The sequence below is a fragment of the Kitasatospora sp. cg17-2 genome, from assembly GCF_054031055.1.
Genome location: NZ_CM132923.1, coordinates 8,686,121 through 8,710,900, shown reverse-complemented (window position 1 = coordinate 8,710,900; position 24,780 = coordinate 8,686,121). Strand labels below are relative to the sequence as shown.

The window sequence follows — 24,780 nt, the reverse complement described above, 5'->3', positions numbered from 1 at the left end:
CACCCGTGCCCGACTACGTCTCCCTGCGCGACGAGATCCTCCACCTGCTGGAGCCGCTCACCGCGACCGCCCGCGACCGCCGGGCCGAGCAGACCGCCGACCGGCTCTGCGGAGCCCACGAGCGGCTGCTGTCCGGCGAGTTGACGGTGGTGGTGTGCGGGGAGTTCAACCGCGGCAAGTCCAGTCTGCTGAACGCGCTGCTGGAGCGCCCCAACATCCTGCCCGTGGACCCGTACTTCGCCACCAGCGTCGCCGCCGTGATCCGCCACGGCGCCCCGGAGCGCGCCGAGGTCACCCTCCGCCTGTCGGACGGCACGTTGAAGCAGGAGCGGATCCTGCTCGACCGGATCGGCGACTACGCCGCCGAGGGCGGCAAGCACAGCGGCGAGGCCGTCCTGCTCGACCTGCGGCTCGACGTGCCGCGCCTCGAATCGGGGCTGGTACTGGTGGACACGCCGGGGGTCGGCGGCGTCTACCACCACCACACGGCCGTGACCATGGGCCAGCTCCCCAGCGCCGACGCGGTCCTGTTCGTGCTCTCGGCCGAGGAGCCGCTGAGCGACAGCGAGACGGCGTTCCTCCGCGAGGCCGCGCACGCCGTCCGGGCCGCCGACCACCCCGACGCCCTGTTCCACGTGCTGACCAAGTCGGACCTGCGGGAGGACATCGGGGCCGACCTGGCCGCCGGGCGGCGCAAGATCGCCGCCGTCACCGGGCGCGACCCCGAGGACGTGCTGATCGTCCCGGTGTCCAGCAGGCTCAAGCAGCTCCACCTGGCCGGGGTCGCCGAGGACGACCCCGAGCGCCGGGCCAGGCTGCTGGCCGCCTCGGGCTTCCCCCGGCTGGAGGAGGCGCTCTGGTCCCGGCTCGCCGCCCACCGCGCGCGGCTGCTGCTCGGCGGCGCCCTGGTCGAGGCGCAGGCCGCCGTGCGCACCCTGCTGGAGCCGCTGCTGACGGAGGAGAGCGCGCTGCGCGACGGCAGCCGGGCCCGGCTGGAGGAACTGCGCGCCGAGACCGAACGGGAGTCGGAGCGACTGGCCGAACTGTCCTCCGGCGCGGCCCCGTGGCGGGAGCGGCTGGCGCGTGAACTCGCCGCCCTGCGGACCGAAACGGCCGACCGCACCCGGGCCGAGTTCGAGCGGGTGTGGCGGCGCGCGGAGACCGAACACCTGGAGGTCCGGGCGCACCTCACCAAGCCGGCGCGGCTGGCCGACCGGATCAACGCGGACCTGACGCTGGCCCGGTCGACGGTCGGCGAGTGGGCCGCCCGGCGGGCCGCCGCGCTGCAGAGCGGGCTGGCCCGGGAGCTGGGCGTCGAGCTGGCGGGCGGCACGCTCGGCGAGCTGCCGCCCGCGCCGGTGCTGGATCTCGGCGGCTTCGGGCGGCTGCACCGGCCGACCAGGGAGGTGCGCGAGGTCGAACCCGCCACCTACCGCACGGTGACCAGGCAGCGGCAGGCGAAGCGGGCCTCCGGTCCGGCGCCGTCGGGGTTCGTCAACAAGGCCAGGCACCTGTACCGGCAGGCCCAGGACTTCCTCGCGCCCCGCTACGAGAGCTACCAGGAGCGGGTGCTCGACCGGCCGGAGCGGGTCCGGTACCGGACCGTCGAGGAGGAGATTCCCGAGCGCGTCCTCGGGGAGCGCCGCCGGGAGCTCGCCGAGGCCGTCGGCCGGGCCCGGCGGGACCAGGAGCCGCTGGTGGCACGGGCCGTGGAGGAGGCGGTCGCCGCCTTCGCCCGGGACATCGCGGCCGAGCTGGACAGCCGGATCGAGCGGGAGCAGGAGCGGACCGCGGACACCCTGGAGCGGCTGCGGCGCAGCGCCGAGCGCACGGCGGCGGAGGCGGCCCGGCGGCTGGGCGAACTGGAGGCGGAGCAGCGGCCGTTGCGGGAACTCGGGGAGCGGGTCGCGGTGCTGGCCGACGCCGTGCAGGGGCTCGCCGGTCGCGAGGCCGCCGCTCCTGACTCCCCCGACTCTCCCGACGGGCCGGGCGGTCGGGCATGACGGGCGACCCCGGCGGCCTCGGCGACCCCGGCGACCCCGGTGGCCTCGGCGGCCGGGCCGACGCCGCGCTCGACGCTGCACGGCGGCTGCTGGCCCGCGGCGGCGGCTCCGCCGAGGTGCTGCGCGCCGCCTTCGAGGCCGAACAGCAGCGGCTGCGGCGGCAGATGAGCGTGGTCGTGGTGGGCCGGATCTCGGCCGGGAAGTCCACCCTGGTCAATGCGCTGATCGGCGAGGAGCGGGTGGCCACCGGCTCGCAGGAACTGACCTTCAACGTCAACCGGCTGCGGTACGCCGACACCCCTCGACTGCTGGTCCGCTACCGGGAGGAGGGCCGGCCGTCGGTGGAGTACTCGCCCGACCGGCTCGCCGAGCTGACCGCGCGCCGGGACGACCACCTGGAGCAGCTGCGCGGCATCCGGGAGGTGTTGGTCGAGTTCCCCGCCCCCTACCTGCGGCTGTTCGAACTGATCGACACCCCCGGGCTGGACTCCGTCTACGGCGAGGACTCCCTCAACACCCTGGCCTTCCTGCGGCTGCGACCCGAGGAGGTGGCGAGCACCAGCCGCCGGCACGCCACCGCGGCCGACGCCCTGCTGCTGGTCCTGCCGGTGCGCGGGCCGTCGACCACGGACGCCGAGGTGGTGGCGCACTTCCTCGGCCGGGACTTCGAGAACTCCACCCCGCTCACCACCCTGGGCGCCCTCACCAAGTGCGAGGAGCTGTGGGAGCCGGGCGGACCGCACCCACTGGTGCTCGGCCGCCGGCTCGCCGACCGGATCCTCCAGGACGCCCCCGGTATGCGCCGGCGCCTGTTCGACCTCACCCCCGTCTGCGGGCTGATCGGCCAGGCCGCCGCCACCCTGGACGAGTCCGACGTCGCCGCACTGGAGGAACTGGCCGCCCTCCGGCCGGACTTCCTCTCCTACCTGCTGGGAGCGGCCTCCTTCTTCGGCGGCGAGGACGAGGGCGCACCGCTGGACGGCACCCGGCGCCGCGCCCTGTGGCGCCGCTACGGGCCGTACGGCCTGCACACCCTCTGCGAACGGATCCGCGACGGCGAGCGGCGGGTCCCCGAGCTGCGCGCCCTCCTGGCGGAGGACAGCGGGCTCGACGGACTGCGCGCCCAGCTCGCCGACCACTTCGGCCACCGGTCCGCGCTGCTGAAGCTGCACACGGCGCTGGAACGGATCCGGCGGATGCCGCAGGACCTCGCGGCCGGGGTCGGGCCGCGCGAACGGGCGCTGCTGGAGGAGGCGATCGGGCTCGTCGAGGCGCTGGCCCTGGACGAGCCCGGATTCGCCGAGCTGCGCACGCTGCGCGCGCTGTACGGCGGGCGGCTCCGGCTGGACGCCGAGGCGACCGAGGAACTGCGGCGGCTGCTGGGAGAGTTCGGGCGCGGCCCGGCCGACCGGCTGGGGCTGCCCGCGGACAGCGGCGCGGACGCCCTGCGCGCCGAGGCCCGACGGCGGCACGGGGTGTGGCTGAACCGCTGGCAGTCGGGCGGCCTGTCCGGCCCGACCCGGGCGGCGGCCCGCGCCGCCGTCCGGGCGTACGAGCACCTGCTGTACGGGCTGGACGGCGGCTGAGGGCACACCGACCTCAGCCGCCCTGGCTCTGCTCGACCGACACCAGCCAGTCCCCGTCCCGCACCCGGTCCCCCGGGCCGGCGTGCTGGGCCCGCACCCGGCCCGGCGAGGGCGCCGACAGCTGCAGCAGCGAGCCGTCGGCGGCCCGGGCCCGGCCCAGCACCGCCCCGGCCGGGTACCGGCTGCCGGGGCCGACCGACCACTCGACCAGGACCGCGCCGCCGGGCGGCAGCGGCCAGCGCAGCGGCGTCCGCTCCGGCACCGGACCGACCGCCTCGACGGTGCGCACGGCCCGGGCCGCGGCCCAGGCGGCCGCACCCTCGGCGACGGCGGTGCGCGGGTCCTCGGCCAGGACCACCGGCAGGCCGAGCGCCTGCGCGACGTGCTCCACCAGGCCCGGCAGCCGGCTGGAGCCGCCGACGACCACCACGGCGTCGGGCCTCGGCGGGCGGCCGGTGGTGTCCAGCAGCGCGGCCTCGGCGAGCAGTCGGGCGCAGCACGCGGTGGTGCGCGCGTACAGCGGTTCGGCCTGCTGGAGGAACCGGTCCCGGTGCACGCCCAGCACGCACCCGGCCGGGGCGAACACCTCGGCGGGGTCGCTCTCGGCGGCGAGCCGGTGCTTGAGCCGCCGGGCGAGGTCGAGCAGCTGGATCCGGTGGCGCAGCGCGGCCTCCTCGGGCAGCGCGTCCCCCGGCCCCGCGCCGTACCGTCCCGCGCTGCCCGGTCCCGCGCCGCCCGGTCCCGCGCCGTCCGGTCCTCCGTCCTCCGGCGGGAGCAGGGCGGTCAGCTCCGGGCCGCCCCGGGCGAGGAGTTCGGCGTACACCAGGGCGTCGAAGTCCCGGCCGCCGTACTCCTCGCCGTCGTGGGCGAGCACGGCGGGGCCGGGGCGGCCGTCCTCGCCCGGCAGCCGGACCAGGGCGGTGTCGAAGGTGCCGCCGCCGAGGTCGTGCACCAGGACGGTGCTGCCCGGCGGCAGCGGTCCGCCGGCGAGCGGGGCGAGTGCCCCGGCGACGGGTTCCGGGCAGAGTTCGGGCCCGGGCAGTCCGGCCCGCCGGGCGGCGTCCAACAGCTCCTCCCCGCGCGGGTCGGCCGGCCCGTAGGCGGCGGGGACGGTGAGCACGCTCCGGTCGACCGGCCCGCCGTTGACCCGCTCGGCCTCCGCCCGCACGGCCTGGAGCAGCAGCGACACCAGCAGCCCGGCCGGATGCCCGCGTCCGCCGAGGTCGACCGGCACGCCCCGGCCGAGGGTCCGCTTGAGTTCGTCCCGGTACCCGGCCGGGTCGAGCAGCCGCCGCTGTTCGGCCGCCGATCCGACGTAGGGCCGGTTCGCGGCCAGCAGCACGGCCGACGGCCAGGCCCACCCGTCCCCGGCCGGCTCCCGCAGCCGCCGCACCGTCCCGCCCCGCGCGAGCGCGGCACAGGTGGTGGTGGTCCCGAAGTCGACGGCCAGCACGGATTCGACGGCACTCGCGCCCATGGGGGTCCCTCCTCGCTCCGGGTCTCCCCCTCAGATCCGCCCGACGGCGCTTTTGTTCCGCCCGGACCGTCGCGGCGGCGTCACTCGCTCCGGCTCGGCTCCGCCCGGAGCGCGTCGACGAACTCCAGGAGGCGTTCGTTGACCAGCTCGGGACGCTCCAGGTTGAGGCCGTGGCCGGCCCGCTCGACGATCTCGGCCCGGACGCCCGGGACCAGCGCGGTGACCCGCGCCAGCACCTGACGGGGCCGGAGCAGGGCGCTGCGCCGTCCGAGCAGGACGAGGACGGGCAGCCGGATCGAGCCCAGCTCCTCGTCGGTGAACGGCCGGGCGGCGGGGCGGTTGTTCGGCTTGTAGGTCCGCACGGCCAGCATCAGCGGGGCGATCATCGCGGGCGGCGCACTCAGGGCGGGGTTGGCGAGCAGCCGCCCGAGGGCGGGGCGGAGCGGGCGCGGGGCGAGCAGGCCGAACAGCCCGCCGATCATGTGCGCGTAGAACCGCGCGGGGACCTTCTCGATCCCGCCGGGGTCCAGCGGTGCGATCGAGGCGAGGCGCTCGGGCGCGTGCACGGCCTGGTTGAGGGCCAGCCATCCGCCGTAGGAGAGGCCGACCAGGTGGACGCGCTCCAGCCCGAGTCCGGCGAGGACCTCGCCGAGCCAGGCCGCGTTCTCCGCGGAGCCGGCCGCGACGGCGCGCTGCACGCTGCGGCCGGGGTCGTCCAGGGTGTCGATCGCGTAGACCGGGTGGTTCTCGCCCAGGGCGGCGATCTGCGGGTACCAGTTGGAGGCGTGTCCGGCGTGGCCGTGCAGGAGCACGATCGGCTCGCCGGTCCGGGACCCGTAGCGGTGGACGTGGACGGTGCCGTAGGCGGTTTCGACGTCCAGTTCCTCGCGCGGGCCGGGCCACAGCTCCATGGCGCGGTCGTACGCCGCCAGGAACTTCCCGCGGGCTTCCGCACTGACGAAATGTCCGACACTCGCTCGGGTCATGGCCCCTCCCGGCACGCAGAACGACAGATTTTGATGGTATGTTTGTACCATAAAAACGTTCGAGAGGAACCCGATGCCGAAGCTGGTCGACCACGACGAGCGCCGGGCCCGGATCATCGACGCCCTGCTCCGCACGGCGGCGGACACCGGGCTGCACGCCGTCACCATGCGGTCCGTCGCCGCCGAGGCGGGCGTCTCGGTGCGGCTGGTGCAGTACTACTTCGACACCAAGGAGCAGCTGCTGCTCGCCGCGGTCGGCCGACTGACGACCCGTATGGGCGAACGGGTCCGCGACCGGGTGCGGGCCGCCGGCCCGTCACCGACTCCGCGCGACATCGTCGAGGCGGTCCTGCTCGAAGCCGTCCCCACCGACGAGGAGAGCCGGGTCTTCCACCTCGTCCACACCGAGTACGCGGTGCTCGCCGTCACCGACACCGCCCTCGGCGGCCGGGACTTCCTCGCCGCACCGGACGAGATGGAGGCGTTCCTGGTCGGACAGCTCGAAGCCGCCCAGCGGTCCGGCGCCGCCGACCCGCGCCTGGACGCCCGCCAGGAGGCCGCCGTTCTGCTCGCCGCCTCCGCCGGCCTCGGCCTGAGCGTGCTGCTCGGCCAGCGCACGCCGGAGGACGCGACCGCCGCCCTCCACTACCACCTCGGGCGGCTCTTCACCGGCCTCTGACCCGGGCGGCGGCCCGGGCGGAGCGGCCGCGGGCGGCGGCCGCTCCGCAGGCGGTCAGTGGGTGGCGACCGGGTCCGGGGCGCAGCTGAGGTCCCGGGCCGGCAGGGTCCCGGTGATCAGGAACCGGTCGGCGGCGGTGACCGCGCAGGACGGGGTGGAGCGGTCGTAGGCGCCGTGGTTGCCGCCGTCGACCGTGACCATGCGGGCCCGCTTCCCGAGGGTCGCCCGCATGCCCAGGGCACCGATCAGGGGGGTGGCCGGGTCCCGCTCGGTCTGGAGCAGCAGGATGTTCGCGGGCCCCCGGTCGGTGATCCGGACGGCGGGCTCGACCGGGTCCGGCCAGAACGCGCAGGGCCAGATGTTGGCGCCCATCCCGGCGACGATCGGGTTCCGCCGCCGGCTCTCGGCGACGGCCCGCCGGTAGTGGCCGAGGTCGCGCGGTGCCGGGGTGTCGCCGCAGAGCACGGCCGTCAGCGCGGCCACGTCGTTGTCCTCCGGGATGCCCGGGGTGCCCTTGGCCAGCCACCAGTACGGGACCGGGCCGGCGCCGTCGTCGGCGAGGAAGCGCCACCAGTCGGCGATCTCCTGGAACAGCGCGGTGTGGTACGAGTCCAGCCGGTAGAGCGTGCGCCACAGGTTGCCGTTGACCGGCCCGGCGACCGGGTGGGTCACCGGCGTCCGGTCCAGCTTCGCCGCCAGGGCCAGGTAGTTGGCGCGGACGGCCGCCGGGGTGGCGCCGAGGCGCAGGGTGGTGTCGCGCTCGGCCGCCCAGCGGGCGAAGTCCTCGAAGCGCAGTTCGCTCGCGCGGTCCCAGCCGGCCAACCGGTCCTGCCAGGTGACGTTGGGGCTGACGTTGCCGTCCAGCACGAAGCGGTCGGTCCGTCCCGGGAACAGCTCGGCGTAGACGACGCCCAGGTAGGTGCCGTAGGACGCGGCGCGGTAGGAGATCCTCGGCTCGCCGAGCGCGGCCCGGATCCGGTCCAGGTCGCGCGCCGTGTTGGCGGTGGTCAGATGGCGGATCCGGTCGCCGTTGCGGGCGAGGCAGTCGCGTGCCAGGTCACGGGCGAAGCGCACGTTGGGAGCGATCGAGCCGTCGGGCCCGGGGAACGGGAACACCAGCTCGTACGGCACCTCGGCGGCCGTCCGCCCGCAGCTGACCGGGGTGCTGCGGCCGACCCCGCGCGGGTCGAAGCCCACCAGGTCGTAGCGGTCCAGCACCTCCTGCGGGTAGCCGGACTCCTGGGCGCTCGGCAGGTGCAGGCTCGCCACCCCCGGGCCGCCGCCGTTGTGGACCAGGATCCCGCGCCGCAGCCCCGGCTCGGCGGCGGGGAGTCTGGAGACGGCGATCCCGATGGTCCGTCCGCGCGGCTCCCGGTAGTCCAGCGGCACCTTCAGGGTGGTGCAGCGCAGCCGGGGGTCCACCGGGGCCCCGGACGGGTCGGCGGGGCAGTCGGTCCAGACCAGGGGGGCGGTCGGCTGCTTCGGGGCCGCCTCGGCGGCACCGGCGCCGGCGGTCGCCCCGGCGAGGGCCAGGGCGAGCGCGGCGCCGACGGTTCTCAGTGGGCCGGTGGGTCGTAATCTCCTCGACATGGGTCTGGACCATAGGGACGCGGCCGTCGGGTGTCATCCCCCCGGAGTGGTACGGACCACCGGCACGGGCGGCAAGGATCAGTCGTTCGGCCCGGAGGCCGGGCGGGGCGTCCGGACCAGGCCGGTCTGGTAGGCGAGGGCGACGAGCTGGGCCCGGTCCCGGGCGTCCAGCTTGGACATCGCCCGGTGGATGTGGGTGCGCACCGTGAAGGGGCTGACGTACATCCGGGCGGCGATCTCCTCGTTGCTGAGACCGGTGGCGGCCATCGCCATCACCTCGCGCTCCCGGGCGGTCAGGGCGGCCAGCCGTTCGGGGGCGGCGGCCGGGGACCGGTCCGGGTCGGGCTGGGCGAGCAGGCGGTCGATGACGGCGCGGGTGGCGGCGGCCGACAGCAGCGGTTCGCCGCCGGCGACCCGGCGCAGGGCGGCGAGCAGTTCGGTGGGTTCGGCGTCCTTGCCGAGGAAGCCGCCCGCGCCGGCGCGCAGGGCCTGGGCCACGTACTCGTCGATCTCGAAGGTGGTGAGGATGAGCACCCGGGTGCCGGCGAGGTCGGGGTCGCCGCAGATGGCGGCGGTGGCGGAGAGACCGTCGACACCGGGCATCCGGATGTCCATCAGGACCACGTCGGGGCGGGTGGTCCGGGTCAGTTCGACCGCCTCCCGGCCGTCGGCGGCCTCGCCGACCACCTCCATGTCGTCCTCGGCGTCGATGAGGACGCGGAAGGCACCGCGCAGCAGGGCCTGGTCGTCGGCGAGCAGTACTCGGATCGTCACGCGGGTTCCTCTCGGGCTGCTGTGCGCAGGGGCAGTTCGGCGGACACCAGGAAGCCGCCGCCGGGCCGGCGGTCGGCGGTGAGGCGCCCGCCCACGGCGGCGGCGCGCTCGCGCATGCCGATCAGGCCGAAGCCGCCGCCGGCCGGGGCGGACGCGGGCGGGACCGGGCGCGGCGGGCGGTCGTTGGCGACGGTCAGCAGGAACCGGCCGCCGGAGTAGGTCAGGGTGATGTCGGCGGCACTGCCGGCGGCGTGCTTGGCCACGTTGGTCAGGGATTCCTGGAGGATCCGGTACGCGGTGAGGTCGACGCCCGGGGAGAGCTGCTGCCGCTCCCCCTCGACGGTGAGCCGCACCGGCAGCCCGGCGCGTTCGAAGGTGTCGACGAGGTCGGGCAGCCGGTCCAGGCCGGGGGCCGGTTCGAGCGGGGCCTCCGGGTCGTCGGCGCGGCGCAGCAGGCCGACGGTGGCCTTGAGCTCGCGCAGCGCGGAGCCGGTGGCGTCGGTCAGGTGGCTGAGCATCTCGCGGGCCTGGGCGGGGTTGCGGTCGAGCAGGTGGACGGCGATCCCGGCCTGGGCGTTGGCGAGCGCGATGTGGTGCGCGACGACGTCGTGCAGGTCGCGGGCGATCCGGATGCGTTCGTCGGCGACCCGGCGGCGGGCCTCCTCCTCGCGGGTGCGCTCGGCCCGTTCGGCGCGTTCCTCGATGGCGGCCAGGTGGGCGCGGCGGGTGCGGACGGAGTCGCCGATGGCGCCGGGCAGCAGGATCCAGGCGACGAAGCCGATCCGGGCACCGATCGGGGCAGTGGGCTCGGCGACGTACGTGGCGCCGGTGAGCAGCACGGCCGCGACGGCGGTGGCGGTGCGCGCGGTGCCGCGGTCGGTGTGGACCGCGAGGACGTAGAGCGCGACGATCAGCGGCGCGACCAGTCCGACGTTGAGCTGGGTGGCGGCGAAGCAGATGGCCAGGGCGCAGGCGAAGGTGATCCCGAACAGCACGCGGGGGCGGCGGTGGAGGAACACGGCGGCGCTGGAGACCACGGCCAGGGCGAGCGCGGGCGGGTTGGGGTCCAGATGGTTGCCGAGGCGGTCGACGGTGGTGGTGCCGGCGGTGGCGGTGAAGACACCGAGCACGAGCAGCGCGTCGAGCAGGCGGGGGTAGCGGCGGCGGACGCGGCGCGGCCAGGTGTCGGTCATGCTCGGTTCTCCACGGGCCCGGACGGTTCGGCGGGGGGTGCGGGCGTTGGGGCGGGTGCCGTACGGCGGGTACTGCGGATGCAGTACCCGGTCCTGCGGTCCGACTACGGTTCGTCGGTGCTGTTCGTCGGTGGCGTTCGTCGGTGCTCTTCGTCAGTGGCGTTCGTCAGTGCTGTTCGTCAGTGGCGTTCGTCCACGGTTCGTACCATTTTGACCGGTCGGGCACGGCGGCCGGAACGCGGGCCGCCCCGCCGCGGTCCCGGGGAGAGGGATCGCGGCGGGGCGGGGTCCTCAGACGCCGACCGAGTGGCGGGCCGGTTCGGTGCCGGTCCCGTCGCCGGGGGCGGCGGGGAGCGGGGGCTCGGTGCGGAGGTTGGCCCCCTCGACGTCGATGTCGGGGACGATCCGCTCCAGCGGGCGCGGCAGCCACCAGGCGCGGCGGCCGAGCAGGGCGAGGGCGGCCGGGACGATCGCCATCCGGACCACGAACGCGTCGAAGGCGACGGCGGCGGCCAGGCCGAAGCCCATCATCTTGATCATCGGCTCGTTCATGCCGATGAAGCCGGCGAAGACGCTGATCATGATGAGCGCGGCGGCCGTGACCACCCGGGCGTTGTACCGGAAGCCGGTGACCACGGCCTCGCCGGGTTCCTCGCCGTGCACATAGGCCTCGCGGATCCGGGTGACCAGGAACACCTCGTAGTCCATCGCCAGACCGAACACCACACCGATCATGAAGATCGGCATCATGCTCATCACCGGGCCGGTCTGTTCGATCCCGATCAGCTCGGCCAGCCAGCCCCACTGGAAGACCGCGACGACGGCGCCGAGCGCGGCGGCCACCGAGAGCAGGAAGCCGGCGGCGGCCTTGAGCGGGACGAGCACCGAGCGGAAGACCACCAGCAGCAGCACCACGGCCAGGCCGACCACCACCGCCAGATAGGGCAGCAGCGCGTCGTTCATCTTCTGCGAGACGTCGATGTTCATCGCCGTCGGGCCGCTGACCAGCACCGTCGCGCCGGTGGCGGACTTGAGGCCGGGCGCCTTGTCCCGGATGGCGTGGACCAGATCGGTGGTCGCGGCCTCGCTGGGGCCGGTGGCCGGCATCGCGGTGACCAGGGCGGTGTCCCCGGCCTGGTTGAAGGCCGCCGGGGTGACGGCCACCACGCCGGGCAGGCCCTTCACGGCGTCGGCGACCTGCTGGGCGGCGCCCTTCGGGTCGGGCACGCCCTTGGCGTCGACCAGCAGGGTCAGCGGACCGTTGAAGCCGGGGCCGAAGCCCTCGGAGAGGTGGTCGTAGGCGCGGCGCTGGGTGGTGGAGGTGGGCTTCGCCTCGTCGCCCGGCAGGCCGAGCCGCAGGTCGAGGGCGGGCAGGGCGAGCACGCCGAGCCCGATCACGCTGCCGACCAGGACGGCGACCGGGCGGCGCAGCACGAACCGGGCCCAGCGGGTCCCGCCGTTGGGGCGGGCGCCGGCGCCCGCCGCGGCGGCGGCCCGTCGCGGGTTGCGGAGCTTGCGCGGCAGCACCCGCTGACCGATGAAGCCGAGCAGCGCGGGGACCAGGGTGAGCGCCACCAGGACGGCGATCACCACGGTGCCGGCCGCCGCGAGGCCCATCTTGGCGAGCAGCGGGATGCCCACCACGGAGAGCCCGGCCAGCGCGATGATCACGGTGAGCCCGGCGAACACCACGGCCGATCCGGCCGTGCCGGCGGCCCGTCCGGCGGCCTCCTTGGGCGCGTACCCGTCGAGCAGTTCGGCGCGGTAGCGGGAGACGATGAAGACCGCGTAGTCGATGCCGACGGCGAGGCCCAGCATCATCGCCAGGGTGCTGGTGGTGCTGGACAGTCCGAGCACGCTGCCGAGCCCGGTGATCAGCGCGATGCCGAGGCCGACGCCGATCACCGCGGTGAGCAACGGGAGTCCGGCCGCCAGCAGCGAGCCGAAGGTGATCACCAGGACGACGGCCGAGATCGCCATGCCGATGGCCTCGGCGGAACCGCCCGCCTCACCACCGGCCATCAGGGCCGTGCCGCCGATGTCCACGGTGAGGCCGGCGTCCCGGGCGTGCTGGGCGGCCTGCTCCAGGGCGTCGGTGGCCCCGGTGGAGACCTTGCCGGGCTTGGCGTCGTAGCTGATCGTCGCGTAGGCGGTGGTGCCGTCCTGGGAGACGGCGCCGGTCTTGAACGGTCCGGCGGCTCCGACGACCTGCTCGCCGTGGGCGAGCTCGGCGACCGTCTTCTCGACCGTCTGCTGGTTCTCGGTGGCGGTGATCTTCTGGCCGGACGGCGCGACGAAGACGATCCGGGCCGAGGCACCGTCGGACATCGCGCCGGGGAAGCGCTCGTCCATGAGGTCGAAGGCCTTCTGCGCCTCGGTGCCGGGCATGGCGAAGCCGTCGTCGGGGGCGGCGGGCGCCTTGGCGGCCAGCACCCCCACGGCGGCCAGCAGGGCGACCCAGAGCAGGGTCACCAGCCGGCGCCTGAGGAAGGACCATCGGCCCAGGCGGTACAGGAAAGTGGCCACGGGAGAGCGGACTCCTTCGGATGTCGGTCGGCGGACGTCGAGTGCCGGAAGCCGGAAGCCGGAAGCCGGATGCCGGACTACGGGCGTCGGGCGTCGGGCTGCGGGCGTCGGGCGGGATCGGTGGCCGGGAGCGCTGCCCGGCCGTCACGGCCAGGGGCTTCCGGAGCATGGCCATCCTGCGTCGGAGGGCGTCTCGTCGGCGTCGGCCCTGTGCAGGCATTCCGGACTACTGCGGACGCAGCAGGACGACCCGGACGGCGTAGTGCCCGGAGCGCGCCGACGGCCGTCCTGCTCCGACCTGCGGCCGAGAGGGGCGGGCGCCGGGCTCGGGGTCCGAGGGGCGGGGCGCGAGGGTCGCCCGGGTCACCCGGGAGGAGGTACGGACGGGCCGCGCCCCGACCGGCGAAGTAGCGTGATGTGCCTGGACCGGACGTTTCGCACCGGTTCGTCCGGACCTGTCCGTCGTTCGTCCAGACCTGTCCGTCACCGGTGTACCGGGAAGCCCGCGGGCCCCCGGAACACCGCCCGTCCGCAGCTCGTCCGCTGCCGGAGGTGGCCCATGGGCGTTCCCGCCGCCCGCATCGTGTTCGACGAGAACGACCGCGCGGCCGTCGCGGAGGCGGTGAGCGAGATGCTCGCCACCGGCGCGCTCACCCTCGGCCCCTGGACCGAACGGTTCGAGCAGTCCTTCGCCGCCGAGCACGGCGCCACGCACGCCGTCGCCGTCGCCAGCGGCACCGCGGCGCTGGAGATCGTCCTGCGCGGCCTCGACGTCCGCGGCCGCGACGTGGTCGTCCCCGCCGTCACCTTCTACGCGACCGCCGGCGCGATCCTGCACGCCGGCGGCCGGCCGGTCTTCGCCGACGTCGACCCGGCCACCCTCGCGCTCGCCCCGGACACCCTGGAGGCCGCGCTCACCCCCGACACCGCCGCCGTGGTGCTGGTCCACATCGGCGGACTGATCACCCCCGAGGTCGACGCCCTGCGCGCGATCTGCGACGCCCGGGGCGTCCCGCTGGTCGAGGACGCCGCGCACGCACACGGCAGCAGCTACCTCGGGCGCGCCGCCGGCACCTTCGGAACGGCCGGAGCCTTCTCCTTCTACCCGACCAAGGTCACCACCAGCGGCGAGGGCGGCATGATCCTCACCGAGTCCGCCGAACTGCGCGACGAGGCCCGGATCCACCGCGACCAGGGCAAGGGCTCCTTCACCACCAACCACCACGTGCGGCTCGGCGCGTCCTGGCGGATGAGCGAGCCCAACGCCGCCATCGGCACCGTCCACCTGCGCCGGCTCAAGGAGTTCGTGGAGACCAGGCGCCGGGTCGCCCAGCGCTACGACGCCGCGCTCGGCGCGCTGGACGGCCTGACGCCCGTCCTCGAACCGGCCGGCTCCCGCGGCAACTACTACAAGTACGTCGCCCTGCTGGCGCCCGGCACCGACCGCGCGGCCTTCAAGCGGGCCGTCGCCGAGGAGTACGACGTCCGGCTCTCCGGCGAGGTCTACGACCTGCCGCTGCACCTGCAGCCGGTGCTCGCCCCGTACCGGCGGGCGGCGCTGCCGGTCGCGGAGGACGTCTGCGCCCGGCAGATCTGCCTGCCGGTGCACTCCGACATGACCGAGGACGAGACCGAGCTGGTGATCGAGGCGGTGTCCGCCGTCCATCGCCGCTTCACGGGCTGACGGATCACACGCCGACGGATCACACGCCGACGGACACGGCCGACGGACCCCGCCGGTCGCGAGAACCGTCGGGAGCAGCCGGGAACAGCCGGTCGACAAAGGATAGGAGAGAACCGTGCGGATAGCGGTCACCGGAGGATGCGGCTTCATCGGCTCACACGTCGTCGACCGGCTGCTCGCCGCCGGGCACGAGGTGCTCGCGGTGGACTCCACCGACAAGTACCTCAACCCCGACGCCGACCACGCGCGGATCGACATCCTCGACCTGCCCGCCCTCACCGCCGCCCTGGACGGCTGCGAGGTGGTCTTCCACCTGGCCGCGCAGGCCGACGTCGAACGGGTCGCCGCCGACCCGGTCGGCGCCGTGCGGGCCAACATCGACGGGACCGAGGCCGTCCTGGAGGCCTCCCGCCGCAACGACCTCAGCCGCACCGTCCTGGCCAGCACCGTCTGGGTGTACGGGGCGGCCCTCGGCGAGGCCGGGATGGAGGACGAGGAGCAGGAGCTCGACGAGCACGTGCCGATCGAGCTGGACCACAGCGGGCACCTCTACGTCGCCACCAAACTGGCCGCCGAGATGCTCGTGCACAGCTACCGCCAGCTGTACGGGCGGCACTTCACCATCCTGCGGTACGGCATCCCGTACGGACCGCGGATGCGCGACGAGCTGGTGGTCGCCCGGTTCGTCCAGGCCGCGCTCGACGGCCGGCCGATCACCATCGCGGGCGACGGGCGGCAGAGCCGCAACTTCGTCTACGTCGAGGACCTCGCCGACGCGCACGTCCGCGCCCTCTCCCCCGCCGCCGAGGACCAGACCTTCGCCCTGGAGGGCTCCACGGCCGTCTCGGTCCGCGACATCGCCGACACCGTCGACCGGCTGCTCGGACCGGTCACGATCGAGCACATCGAGGCCCGCACCGCCGACTACGCCGGGCGCCGGATCTCCGCCGCGCAGGCCAAGCGGCTGCTCGGCTGGTCACCGCGCACCAACTTCGCCGACGGCGTGCGGCGCTACGCCGACTGGTACCGCTCCGAGGCCGCGCCGGCGACCGGCCCCGCGACCGGCCCCCGCCAGGGCGCCTGAGCCGGGGCCGGGCGGTGCCGCACGCGCTGCTGGTCTCCGGTTCGCTCGGCCAGGGCCACGACGTGATGGCCCGGGCCTGCGCCGACTCCCTGGAGGCGCGCGGCTGGACCACCAGCACGGTCGACGCGATGGCCCTGCTCGGGCAGCGCGCGGGCAACGCCGGGGAAGCGGTGTTCCGGCGGCTGCTCGACCTGCCCGGCGTCTACGACGCGTTCCACTTCTCGGCCCTGCGCCCCGGCGCCCGGATCGCCCTGCTCGCCGACGCGGCGGCGAGGCGGCGGCTGGTGCCCGCCGTCCGGGCGCTGCTCGCGGAGCAGCGCCCGGAACTGGTGGTCTCGGTGTTCGCCACCGCCACCTCCGCCGTCAACCGGCTGCGCGGCGACCCGCCCGCCTTCCGGCACCTGGTGCTCTGCACCGACGTCACCCCGCACCGGCTCTGGGTGCAGGACGGCACCGACCTGTTCCTGGTCACCTCCGAGGTCGCCGCCTGCGGGGTCCGCCGCTACCGCCCGGACGCCCCGGTGGCCGTCCTGCCCGCACCGCTGCGCGCGCCCTTCTACCGGCCGCCCTCGCGCGCCGGGGCCCGGGAACGGCTGGGCCTGCCGCCCGACGCGCGCTGCGTCCTGCTGATGTCCGGCGCCTGGGGCCTCGGCCCGCTGGCCCGCACCGCCGCCGAACTCGCCGACGCCGGACCGCACGTGCTCGCCGTCGCCGGCAGCAACACCGAACTCGAACGCCGCCTGCGCCACGCCGCCACCCGCCGCCCGCGCCTCCACCCCTTCGGCTGGACCGACCGGGTGCCCGCCCTGATGGCCGCCGCCGACCTGGTCGTCACCAGCTCCGGCGACACCTGCAGCGAGGCACGCGCCCTGGGCCGACGCCTCCTGCTCCTCGACGTCGTCCAGGGCCACGGCCGCGACAACCTCCAGCACGAACTGGAGCTGGGCCACGCCGACGTCGTCTCCGCCCGCCCCGCCGAGGTGGTCCGCTCCGCCCTCGCCGCCCTCACCCGCCCCGAACCGCCCCCGTCGCAGGGCGCCACCCCGGACGGCTGGCGCACCGGCTTCGCGGCGGCCCTGGAACGGGTCGGCCTGGCTTCCCAGGGCCGGGGCGCAGCTACAGCGGCTGCTGATTGACCTCGCCGAGGGGGTCGCGGTACTTCACCTCGCGCCACCGCAGTACGTCGAAGTCGTGGTGGCTCGACCAGCTGTCCCGCACCAGCCCGACCAGGCGGTTCCAGAGCCGGCCCAGCTCGTCCAACAGGGCCTCGCGATCGATGGCCGGGCTCGGCACCGCCACGGGTTCGGATTCCGCGAACATCATCAGGGACAATTCATCGAGCCGCTGCCGAAGGGGGCGGAGCAGGTTGCCGGCCAGGCCGAGCACCGCGCTGATCTGGCTCTGCCAGGTGTAGTCGCCGACGTTCCTGGACGCCTCGTAGGCCTCACGGATCCGGCCGTCCACAAAGACCTTCAGTTCCTGGACGTCCTCGGCGGTGATGTCGCTCGCATAGCGCACCGCGGGCCGCGTCATGTCCTGCACGATGGAACTCCTCCCGTCGGGCGCCCGCATGACGGGCCGTCATGTACTGGCGGGCAACCCGGTCATGGCGTTTCCTACCCGAGCGACGCGGCCCCCGGAGCCGTTTCGGGGGACTCCGTGCTCGCGCAGCGGGCCGAGGGTGAGGCCCCGGGCGCGGCAGTGGGCGGCGAGCAGGGGGAGGGCGGCGAGGGTGGCGCGCCAGGAGTCGGGGGCGGAGGTGCAGTCGGAGTCGTGGAGGAGGAGGGTCGCGCCGGCGGTGAGGTGGGGGCGGGCGGTGGCGAGGACGGAGGGGCCGGTGGCGCCGGCCTCCCAGTCGCGGCCCCAGGCCGTCCACAGGACGGTGCGCAGGCCGAGGCGGTGGGCGGCCAGCGCCTGGCCGGCCACGAGGACGCCGTAGGGCGGGCGGTACCAGGACGGGGGCGTGCCGGTGAGGGCGGTCACCGCCTCGGTGGCGCGGCGCAGTTCGCGCAGGTCGCGGGCGGGGGCGGGGCGGTACTGGCGGCGGTGGTGCCAGCCGTGCACGGCGACCTCGTGGCCCCGGGCGACCAGTTCGCGGCCGAGGCCCGGGGAGCGTTCGAGCATGGTGCCGAGCAGGAAGAAGGTGGCGCTCAGACCGAGGGCGTCGAGGGCGTCCAGGATCGGCGGGGTGCCGCGCGGGTCGGGGCCGTCGTCGAAGGTGAGGGCGACGTGCCCCGGGGTGGTGCCGTGGCCGGCGGTGCGGCGGGCCAGCAGGCGCTTGACGGGCGGCAGTCGGACGGCCGCCGGGGCGAGGTGGAGCAGTTCGACGCCGGCGGCGGCGCCGAGCAGGAGGCCGGCACCTCTCCGGGCCGTCACCCGAACCGGGCCGCCATCCGCCGGAAGAAGCCCGGGGCGGCGCCGTGGATCCGGGCCGGGAGGTCCAGCCAGTGCGGGAGGAAGGCGCGGTCGCGGTCGGTGGTGATCGCCGAATGGACGAGGTCGGCCACCGCCTCGGCGGTGACGGGGCGGGGGCGTTCGCGCTGGTAGTCGGTGCCGCGGGTGGCGAAGAAGGGGGTCGCCACCGCTCCGGGGAGGATCAGCCGGACGCCGACGCCGGTGCCGCGCAGCTCGTACCAGAGGCTCTCGGCGAACATGGTCAGCCCGGCCTTGGTGGCGGCGTAGGCGGCCTCGTCGCGGACGCCGACCTGGCCGGCGATGGAGCCGAGCAGCACGATCCGGCCCCGGTCGCGCTCCAGCATCCCGGGCAGGAACAGCCGGGCCAGCCGCAGCGGGGCGGCGAGGTTGACCTCCAGCATCCGGTCCAGGGTGTCGCCGGGGGTCTGGGCGAAGGGGCCGCGCCAGCCGAGTCCGGCACTGGCGATCAGGGCGTCCACCCGGCCGGCGGCGGCGAGGGCGGCTTCGGCGAGGCGCTGGGCGCCGTCGGGTTTGGCGAGGTCGGCAGGGAGCGGGCGACCGCCGGTGCGGGCGGCGACGGCGTCGAGCCTGCTCTGGTCGGTGCCGGAGAGCAGCAGCCGCCAGCCGGCGGCGGCGAGCCGGTCGGCGGTGGCGGTGCCGATTCCGGAGGAGGCTCCGGTGACGAGGGCGATCGGCGGGTTGTCGGCGGGGCGCCGCCGGGGCCCTCGGGAGCGTGGACGGGCGTCGTCCGTGGCGTCCGTGGTCATGGCACCTGCCGCTCTGTGCGCACCTCGCCGTCCGATTTGTCCGGCAAATCACCTTTGCATGGCCGAGCCGCCCGGGCGACCCGGCCGGGGTCGGGGCCGGACGGCGCCGGGGCGGGCGGCACCGGGCCGGACGGCGCCGGAGCGGGCGGCGCCGGGCCGGACGGCGCCGGAGCGGGCGGAAGGCCCAGCTCGGAGTCCACCTCGCCGAACCGGGAGAGCACGAAGGTGCCGCCGACCGCCACCACGAACCCGGTCAGCGCGCACCAGGCGTAACCGGGCCTGGCGGTGTCGCCGAGCGCCACCACCCCGACCAGCGCCGGGCCGAAGGTCTCCGACACCGTCCCGGCGGCGGTCACCGCCGTCACCGTGCCGCGCTGGAGCGCCAGCGCGTAGGCGAGGTAGCCGCCGAGACCGCCCAGGGCCAGCCCGTACGCGGCCGGGTCGGTGAACACTTCGAGCGGCCCGGCCACGTCGAGGACCCGGACGGCGAGGCTGGTGACCCCGAAGCCGACCCCCGCCAGCAGGCCGAGGCCGACCGCCGCCGCGTTCCCGCTGCGGCGCGCGAGGAGGAAGGTGAGCAGCAGCATCAGCCCGGTGGTGGCGAGCAGCGCCCAGTGGAACGCGGCCGGGGCGTGGTCGCGGCCCGCGTGCCCGGAACCGAGGGCCAGCAGGGTCAGGCCGACCACCACGGCGGCGATGCCCAGCAGGTCGGCCCGGTGCAGCCGGGCCCCGAGCAGCCGGGCGGCGGCGAGCGCGGTGACGGCGAGGCTGGCGTTGGTGACGGCCTGGACCAGGAACAGCGGCAGGGTGCGCAGGGCGACGACGCTCAGGGCGAAGCCCGCGATGTCCAGGCCGGTGCCGAGCAGGAACCGCCAGGACCGGAGCAGGGCGGCCAGCAGGCCGACCCGCACCCGGTCCGCGTGCGGCGCCTCCCGCGCGCCGCCCGCCTGGAACACCGAACCGAAGCCGAAGCAGACGGTGGCGACCAGGGCGGTGGTGAGTCCGAGCAGCATGGCCCTCCCGGCGTCCGGGGCGCCCCCGGTGGCCGGGGGTCCGTCCCCAGTCTCCGCCGGGCCCGGCCGGGCCGCAGCGGGGAGGAGCGGGCCGCAGCGGGGAGGAGCGCGACCGGTAGGGGTCAGCCCTCGGCCGGACGCCCCGCGGCGGCGGCGAGCACACCGTTGGCCACCGGCACCGCGAGCAGCAGGGCGATCGCGCCGATCAGCCCGGTCCCGGCGGCGTCCGGGAGCACGCGGTCCGCCACCGCCGCGACCAGGACGGCCACCGCGCCGAGGGCGGCCACGCCGGCCAGCACTCCGCGCAGCCGACGCGGCGGGCGCTTGCGGTCGTACTCGACCGCGACCCCGACGGCTCCGACGGCGCTGAAGGCCCAGGGGAGGTCACGCAGCCACCCCTCCCCCAGCAGCAGCCACACCGCCAGGCCCAGCAGGCAGGCGAACAGGACTCCCAAGATCTCGGCCACCACCGTCGCCGCCACCATGTCCCGGACGTGCATGTCGCTCCCCCCTCTGCACGCCCCTCCGCGCGCCCCTCCCGGGAGGCTACCCGGGGAGGAGCGCGTACGGTACGGGGCCGAACGCGCCGCGTGAGCGCGGGCAGGCGCTCCCGGGGAGGAAGGACGGCGGCCCGGGGCACTCCCCCGGGCGCGCACCGAGCCGTGGGCGGCCGGCGGTCTCGGTGAGGTCGTCGACCCCGGATCGCCACCCGGCGGCCGGCTCAGGTCCCGGGGAGGACACGGCGCGTCTCGTACGCCCACATCGCGATCTCGACCCGGTTCCGGGCGCCGAGTTTGGCCATCAGGCTGGCCAGATGCGTCTTCACCGTGCTGAGGCTGATGTGCAGCGCGTCGGCGATCTCGGTGTTGGTCAGCCCGCGGGCGACGGCGAGGAGCACCTGCTCCTCGCGGGCGGTGACCGGTGAGACCGGCTGGGCCGCGGGCCGGCCGGCGGGCAGGTCCGCGAACGCCCGGAGCAGCCGGACCGTGACGCTGGGCGCGATGAGCGCCTCCCCGTCGGAGGCCGACCGTACGGCCTGGGCCAGAAGGTCCGGTCCCGTGTCCTTGAGGAGGAATCCGCGGGCACCGGCACGCAGCGCGCCGTAGACGTACTCGTCGAGGTCGAACGTGGTGATGACGACCACGGCCAGCGGGTCGACGACGCCCGGGCCGGCGAGCAGCCGGGTGGCCCCGAGCCCGTCGAGAACGGGCATGCGGATGTCGAACAGGCAGACGTCGGGGCGCAGTTCGCGGGCCAGGCGGACCGCTTCCCGGCCGTCGGCGGCCTCTCCGACCACCTCGATGCCGGGCTGGGCGTTCAGCATGATCCGCAGCCCGGTGCGGATGATCGCCTGGTCGTCAGCGACGAGGACGCGTATGGACACCGCTCTCGCTCCTCGCTCTCGGCAGCTCGGCCTCGACGTGCCAGCCGCGGTCGGTGCCCGGGCCGGCCCGTAGTGTGCCGCCGATCAGGGTCGCGCGCTCGCGCAGTCCGGTGAGTCCGTATCCGTCGCGACCCCGGCCGGTGCGCCGGCCGTTGTCCCGCACGCTCACCCGTACCGTGTGCCGTTCCGCGGCGACCCGGACGACGACCTCGGTCGCGTCGACCGCGTGGCGCCGCGCGTTGGTCACCGACTCCTGCACGATCCGGTAGACGGCGGCGTCCACGGCCGGGGGCAGCGCGTCCAGCTCGCCGTCGAGCCCCAGGTCGACCCTGACGCGACCGCCGGGGGTGCGCACCAGGCGCTCCAGGTCCGCGACGCCGGCGGGGGGCGCCAGCTCGGCGCCGACCCCGCGGTCGCGCAGCGCGGCGACCATGGCGCGCATCTCCTCCAGCGTGCGCGCCCCCTCCTCCTCGATCCCCTCCAGTACCTCGACCGCGGCGGACGGATCGGTGCCCGCGAGCACCCGGCCCGCCTGGGCGATGATCACCATGGCCGACACGTGGTGGGCCACCGTGTCGTGCAGTTCCCGGGCGAGCTGCTCGCGCTCTCGGGAGCGCACCTGCTCCAACTGCCGCTCACGAGCCGTCACCCGGAACCGCACCGCGGCGCCGAGCACGCCGGGCAGCAGCCCGAAGACGAAGCCGACCACCTTCTCGACGACCGGGGTGTCGTCCGCGACGACACACAGCGCGAACGCCACGACGATCATCGCGCCGCCCAGCACGTTCTCCCGTCCCGATCCCCACCGGGGCAGCGCGTACACCAGCACGAGCACGACCGCGCCGGTGTACAGGCCGACGGGCTCGCGCGGTGCGGCGACGAGCGCGGCCGTCTGAAGCAGGATCACCGAGCCGAACGCCGACGCGACCGTCGCCAGCGGGCGGGTTCGGCGCCACAGGGGCAGCAGGCACAGCCAGACGGCGAACACCACCGCCGTCGGACGCCACACGACGTCCTCGCGCAGAGCGGCCTCCAGCGCCACCCCGGCAAGGCCCGCGGCGAGCAGCGCCCAGTCCCGCCGCACCCGGGCGGGCGCGTCGGTCGGCCGGGGTTCGGTCCACAGCGTTCGCAGGTCGTCTCGGAGCACGGTTCTCAGCTTAGGGACCGCGGCGGGACGTGCATCGGCCGAAAGGACGGGTCGTCACTCCGCCCCGGGGCCGACGGATCCGCGGCCCGCGGGCCGATGCCGCGGCGCGCCGCGGCGACGAGCCTCGACCTCGGCGGCCGTACAAGGACGGCCGCCGAGGCGGTTGGAGGAACCGATGCTCTCGAAAGCCCTGTTGCGCCTGGGCACAGGCGCCGCCCGCCGTCCCCGGCGGGTGATCGCGGCATGGCTGGTCGCCGCCACGCTCGCCGTCCTCGCCGCGGTCGCCTTCGGCGGGCGGAACGCGGATTCGATGACCGCTCCGGGACTGGACTCCCGACGGGCCGCGCAACTGATCGAGCGGGCCGGCACCGGCCAGGAGGGGATGACCGCCCAGGTGGTGGTCACCCCCCTCGACGGCGCCGCGACGTTCTTCGACGACGACGGCGCGCGCACCGCGCTCGCGCGGCTGCAGACCGAGGTGCGGCGGCTGCCGCACGTGCTCGGCACGAGCGACCCGGCGGGGGCACTCGACACGGGCGGGGACACCACCGTGCGCGAAGGCCTCGTCTCGGCCGACGGGCGGATCGCGGTCGTCCGGGTCCAGTACCCCGACCAGGACCGGCTCTCGGCCGAGGACCTCGACGCCCTCGTCGATCTCGGCGGCCGGCTGCGCGCCGAACTGCCCCTGCGCGTCGAGATGGGCGGGAGCCTCTTCTACGCCTTCTCCGACCCCGACGGCGGCGCGAGCGAGTTGATCGGCCTCCTCGCCGCAGCCGCGATCCTGTTCCTGTCGTTCGGTTCGCTCGTCGCCGCCGCGCTGCCGATCGGCATGGCGGTCTTCGGACTGACCGTCGGGGTCGCCACGATGACGGTACTGGCGGGGGTGACGGACGTCCCCACCTTCGCACCGGTCCTGGGCAGCATGGTCGGGCTCGGAGTGGGCATCGACTACGCGCTGTTCGTGCTCGCGAGGCACCGGGAGTACCTCGCGCGCGGGCTCGGTCCCCGCGAGGCGGCGGGGCGGGCGGTGGCCACGGCGGGGAGGCCCGTGGTCTTCGCCGGCGGCACCGTCGTCGTGTCGATCCTCGGCCTGGCGGTCGCGGACGTGCCGTTCATGACGGTGGGCGGGCTCGCCGTGTCGATCGTCGTTCTGATCATGGTGGTCGCGTCGGTGACGCTGCTGCCGGCCTTCCTCGGCGTCGCCGGCGCACGCCTGGCCCGGGCCAGCCGGCTCGACCGGCTCGGCCGGGCGCTGCGGACCGGGAGGCCGGGCCGACGCGCGCGGCGACGGGACCCGGCGGCGGGCGCCGCCCGCGCCGCCGGGTGGCACCGCTGGATCGGGCACGTCTGCCGGCACCCGGTGCCGTACGCGCTCGGCGCGGCGGGGCTGTTGCTGACCGCGACGCTGCCCGTGCTCGGCCTGCGCGTCGGCCTGCCCGACGACGGCTCACTGCCCCCCAGCCGTACCGAGCGCCGGGCCTACGACCTGGTCGCCGAGGGGTTCGGCCCGGGCGTCAACGGTCCCCTGGTCATCGCCGCGGACCCCGCCGGTGATCCGGGAGTGCTGGACCGACTCGTCGCGACGGTCGCGGCGGACCCGGGCATCGCCTCCGTCGCGCCGACGCGCGTCGACCGGGCCACCGGCATCGCGACCCTCGTGGTGTTCCCGACCACCGGCCCTCAGGACAGGGCCACGGCCGACACCGTCGCCCGGCTGCGCGCCGACGTGCTGCCCGCGGCGATCGGGCAGGGCCCGGCCAGGGCCCACGTGGGCGGCGCCGCCGCGAGCCTGTCCGATGTGGGCCGACGCACCAGCGAACGCCTGCCGGCGTTCGTCGCCGCCGTGCTGGCGATGTCGTTCCTGCTGCTGACGCTGGTCTTCCGCTCGGTGCTCGTACCGCTCAAGGCGGTCCTGCTGAATCTGCTGAGCATCGGCGCGGCCTACGGCATCATGGTCGCGGTCTTCCAGTGGGGCTGGGGAGGCGCACTCGTCGGGCTGGAAGCGACGGTTCCGATCGTGTCGTTCATTCCGATGTTCCTCTTCGCCATCCTGTTCGGCCTGTCGATGGACTACGAGGTGTTCCTCCTCTCCCGCGTGCGCGAGGAGTACCTGCGCACCGGCGACAACGGCACGGCGATCGTCGAGGGCGTCTCGCGCACCGCCCGGATCATCACCTCGGCCGCCCTCGTCATGGTGGCGGTCTTCCTGTCCTTCGCCGTCGCCGACGATCCCTCCACCAAGATGTTCGGGCTCGGCCTGGCCACCGCGATCCTCATCGACGCCACGGTCGTCCGGATGGTGCTGGTACCGGCGACCATGACGCTCCTCGGCCGGACCAACTGGTGGCTGCCGACGTGGCTGGACCGGATGCTTCCCCGCGGCCCGGTCGGCGCCGACCGGACGGAGGACGAGCATCGACCTCCGGTAACTCCCCACCCGTGAACGGTCCGACGGCCAGGACCGGGGCGGCC

20 protein-coding genes are annotated in these 24,780 nt (G+C 75.5%); 7 read left to right on the top strand and 13 right to left on the bottom strand.

Annotated elements, in window-relative coordinates; translation table 11 throughout:
* Positions 1 to 5 precede the first annotated feature (5 nt).
* Positions 6 to 2,003, top strand: a complete 1,998-nt coding sequence (locus ACW14Y_RS36625; protein ID WP_456984909.1) for a dynamin family protein — start codon at positions 6 to 8, stop codon at positions 2,001 to 2,003.
* Positions 2,000 to 3,589 (top strand): dynamin family protein, encoded by a 1,590-nt coding sequence (locus ACW14Y_RS36620; protein WP_456984908.1) that lies wholly within the window; start codon positions 2,000 to 2,002, stop codon positions 3,587 to 3,589. The genes ACW14Y_RS36625 and ACW14Y_RS36620 overlap by 4 nt, the downstream gene beginning before the upstream one ends.
* Positions 3,590 to 3,602: 13 nt before the next feature.
* On the opposite strand, the gene ACW14Y_RS36615 is transcribed toward ACW14Y_RS36620, so the two are convergent.
* Positions 3,603 to 5,066, bottom strand: coding sequence for an Hsp70 family protein (locus ACW14Y_RS36615; RefSeq protein ID WP_456984907.1), 1,464 nt, complete (start codon positions 5,064 to 5,066; stop codon positions 3,603 to 3,605).
* 80 nt (positions 5,067 to 5,146) lie between these two features.
* Positions 5,147 to 6,052 (bottom strand): alpha/beta fold hydrolase, encoded by a 906-nt coding sequence (locus tag ACW14Y_RS36610; RefSeq protein ID WP_456984906.1) that lies wholly within the window; start codon positions 6,050 to 6,052, stop codon positions 5,147 to 5,149.
* Between the two features lie 73 nt (positions 6,053 to 6,125).
* On the opposite strand from ACW14Y_RS36610, the gene ACW14Y_RS36605 reads away from it, so the two are divergent.
* Positions 6,126 to 6,731, top strand: a complete 606-nt coding sequence (locus ACW14Y_RS36605) for a TetR/AcrR family transcriptional regulator (protein ID WP_456984905.1) — start codon at positions 6,126 to 6,128, stop codon at positions 6,729 to 6,731.
* Between the two features lie 54 nt (positions 6,732 to 6,785).
* On the opposite strand, the gene ACW14Y_RS36600 is transcribed toward ACW14Y_RS36605, so the two are convergent.
* The 4 genes from ACW14Y_RS36600 to ACW14Y_RS36585 all read right to left on the bottom strand — a co-directional run bounded on the left by ACW14Y_RS36600 (position 6,786) and on the right by ACW14Y_RS36585 (position 12,814).
* Positions 6,786 to 8,321 (bottom strand): alpha/beta hydrolase, encoded by a 1,536-nt coding sequence (locus ACW14Y_RS36600; protein ID WP_456984904.1) that lies wholly within the window; start codon positions 8,319 to 8,321, stop codon positions 6,786 to 6,788.
* Between the two features lie 78 nt (positions 8,322 to 8,399).
* Positions 8,400 to 9,095, bottom strand: coding sequence for a response regulator transcription factor (locus ACW14Y_RS36595; RefSeq protein WP_380310593.1), 696 nt, complete (start codon positions 9,093 to 9,095; stop codon positions 8,400 to 8,402).
* Positions 9,092 to 10,288 carry a sensor histidine kinase gene (locus ACW14Y_RS36590; protein WP_380389089.1) on the bottom strand — a complete coding sequence of 399 codons (1,197 nt, stop codon included), beginning with the start codon at positions 10,286 to 10,288 and terminating at the stop codon, positions 9,092 to 9,094. The genes ACW14Y_RS36595 and ACW14Y_RS36590 overlap by 4 nt, the downstream gene beginning before the upstream one ends.
* A 291-nt stretch (positions 10,289 to 10,579) precedes the next feature.
* Positions 10,580 to 12,814: an MMPL family transporter gene (locus ACW14Y_RS36585; RefSeq protein ID WP_380310597.1), complete on the bottom strand. Its 2,235-nt coding sequence runs from the start codon at positions 12,812 to 12,814 to the stop codon at positions 10,580 to 10,582.
* A gap of 559 nt (positions 12,815 to 13,373) precedes the next feature.
* Between ACW14Y_RS36585 and ACW14Y_RS36580 the strand changes: the two genes are divergently transcribed.
* The 3 genes from ACW14Y_RS36580 (at position 13,374) to ACW14Y_RS36570 (ending at position 16,718) form a co-directional block, all read left to right on the top strand.
* The gene (locus ACW14Y_RS36580) at positions 13,374 to 14,498 is read left to right on the top strand and encodes a DegT/DnrJ/EryC1/StrS family aminotransferase (RefSeq protein ID WP_380310599.1); all 1,125 of its coding nucleotides are present in this window, start codon (positions 13,374 to 13,376) and stop codon (positions 14,496 to 14,498) included.
* A gap of 115 nt (positions 14,499 to 14,613) precedes the next feature.
* Positions 14,614 to 15,582: an NAD-dependent epimerase/dehydratase family protein gene (locus ACW14Y_RS36575; RefSeq protein ID WP_380310601.1), complete on the top strand. Its 969-nt coding sequence runs from the start codon at positions 14,614 to 14,616 to the stop codon at positions 15,580 to 15,582.
* A 14-nt stretch (positions 15,583 to 15,596) separates the two neighbouring features.
* Positions 15,597 to 16,718 carry an MGDG synthase family glycosyltransferase gene (locus ACW14Y_RS36570; RefSeq protein ID WP_456984903.1) on the top strand — a complete coding sequence of 374 codons (1,122 nt, stop codon included), beginning with the start codon at positions 15,597 to 15,599 and terminating at the stop codon, positions 16,716 to 16,718.
* On the opposite strand, the gene ACW14Y_RS36565 is transcribed toward ACW14Y_RS36570, so the two are convergent.
* From ACW14Y_RS36565 to ACW14Y_RS36535, 7 genes are all read right to left on the bottom strand, one after another.
* Positions 16,699 to 17,124: a hypothetical protein gene (locus ACW14Y_RS36565; RefSeq protein ID WP_380437122.1), complete on the bottom strand. Its 426-nt coding sequence runs from the start codon at positions 17,122 to 17,124 to the stop codon at positions 16,699 to 16,701. The two genes, ACW14Y_RS36570 and ACW14Y_RS36565, sit on opposite strands and share 20 nt — an antisense overlap.
* Positions 17,125 to 17,163: 39 nt before the next feature.
* Positions 17,164 to 17,958, bottom strand: coding sequence for a polysaccharide deacetylase family protein (locus tag ACW14Y_RS36560; RefSeq protein WP_456984902.1), 795 nt, complete (start codon positions 17,956 to 17,958; stop codon positions 17,164 to 17,166).
* Positions 17,955 to 18,764: an SDR family NAD(P)-dependent oxidoreductase gene (locus tag ACW14Y_RS36555; RefSeq protein ID WP_456984901.1), complete on the bottom strand. Its 810-nt coding sequence runs from the start codon at positions 18,762 to 18,764 to the stop codon at positions 17,955 to 17,957. Before ACW14Y_RS36555 ends, ACW14Y_RS36560 begins: the two co-directional genes overlap by 4 nt.
* Entirely contained in the window at positions 18,761 to 19,777 is a 1,017-nt protein-coding gene (locus tag ACW14Y_RS36550; protein ID WP_456984900.1) for a hypothetical protein, read from the bottom strand. The genes ACW14Y_RS36555 and ACW14Y_RS36550 overlap by 4 nt, the downstream gene beginning before the upstream one ends.
* 122 nt (positions 19,778 to 19,899) lie before the next feature.
* On the bottom strand, positions 19,900 to 20,277 hold the full coding sequence (locus ACW14Y_RS36545; protein WP_380310612.1) for a hypothetical protein: 378 nt from the start codon (positions 20,275 to 20,277) through the stop codon (positions 19,900 to 19,902).
* Between the two features lie 221 nt (positions 20,278 to 20,498).
* On the bottom strand, positions 20,499 to 21,161 hold the full coding sequence (locus ACW14Y_RS36540) for a response regulator (RefSeq protein ID WP_380310614.1): 663 nt from the start codon (positions 21,159 to 21,161) through the stop codon (positions 20,499 to 20,501).
* The gene (locus ACW14Y_RS36535; protein ID WP_380310616.1) at positions 21,136 to 22,308 is read right to left on the bottom strand and encodes a sensor histidine kinase; all 1,173 of its coding nucleotides are present in this window, start codon (positions 22,306 to 22,308) and stop codon (positions 21,136 to 21,138) included. The genes ACW14Y_RS36540 and ACW14Y_RS36535 overlap by 26 nt, the downstream gene beginning before the upstream one ends.
* Positions 22,309 to 22,483: 175 nt before the next feature.
* Here ACW14Y_RS36535 and ACW14Y_RS36530 point away from each other — a divergent pair, with 175 nt between their 5' ends.
* Complete coding sequence (locus tag ACW14Y_RS36530; protein WP_456984899.1) at positions 22,484 to 24,751, top strand: MMPL family transporter; 2,268 nt, start codon at positions 22,484 to 22,486, stop codon at positions 24,749 to 24,751.
* The last annotated feature ends 29 nt before the right edge of the window (positions 24,752 to 24,780 follow it).

What these genes read in the sequence shown, in the direction of transcription:
- ACW14Y_RS36620 (WP_456984908.1), top strand. Translation starts at nt 2,000, where the DNA reads ATGACGGGCGACCCCGGCGGCCTCGGCGACCCCGGCGACCCCGGTGGC.
- ACW14Y_RS36615 (WP_456984907.1), bottom strand. Translation starts at nt 5,066, where the DNA reads ATGGGCGCGAGTGCCGTCGAATCCGTGCTGGCCGTCGACTTCGGGACC.
- ACW14Y_RS36610 (WP_456984906.1), bottom strand. Translation starts at nt 6,052, where the DNA reads ATGACCCGAGCGAGTGTCGGACATTTCGTCAGTGCGGAAGCCCGCGGG.
- ACW14Y_RS36605 (WP_456984905.1), top strand. Translation starts at nt 6,126, where the DNA reads ATGCCGAAGCTGGTCGACCACGACGAGCGCCGGGCCCGGATCATCGAC.
- ACW14Y_RS36600 (WP_456984904.1), bottom strand. Translation starts at nt 8,321, where the DNA reads ATGTCGAGGAGATTACGACCCACCGGCCCACTGAGAACCGTCGGCGCC.
- ACW14Y_RS36590 (WP_380389089.1), bottom strand. Translation starts at nt 10,288, where the DNA reads ATGACCGACACCTGGCCGCGCCGCGTCCGCCGCCGCTACCCCCGCCTG.
- ACW14Y_RS36580 (WP_380310599.1), top strand. Translation starts at nt 13,374, where the DNA reads ATGGGCGTTCCCGCCGCCCGCATCGTGTTCGACGAGAACGACCGCGCG.
- ACW14Y_RS36555 (WP_456984901.1), bottom strand. Translation starts at nt 18,764, where the DNA reads ATGACCACGGACGCCACGGACGACGCCCGTCCACGCTCCCGAGGGCCC.
- ACW14Y_RS36550 (WP_456984900.1), bottom strand. Translation starts at nt 19,777, where the DNA reads ATGCTGCTCGGACTCACCACCGCCCTGGTCGCCACCGTCTGCTTCGGC.
- ACW14Y_RS36545 (WP_380310612.1), bottom strand. Translation starts at nt 20,277, where the DNA reads ATGCACGTCCGGGACATGGTGGCGGCGACGGTGGTGGCCGAGATCTTG.
- ACW14Y_RS36530 (WP_456984899.1), top strand. Translation starts at nt 22,484, where the DNA reads ATGCTCTCGAAAGCCCTGTTGCGCCTGGGCACAGGCGCCGCCCGCCGT.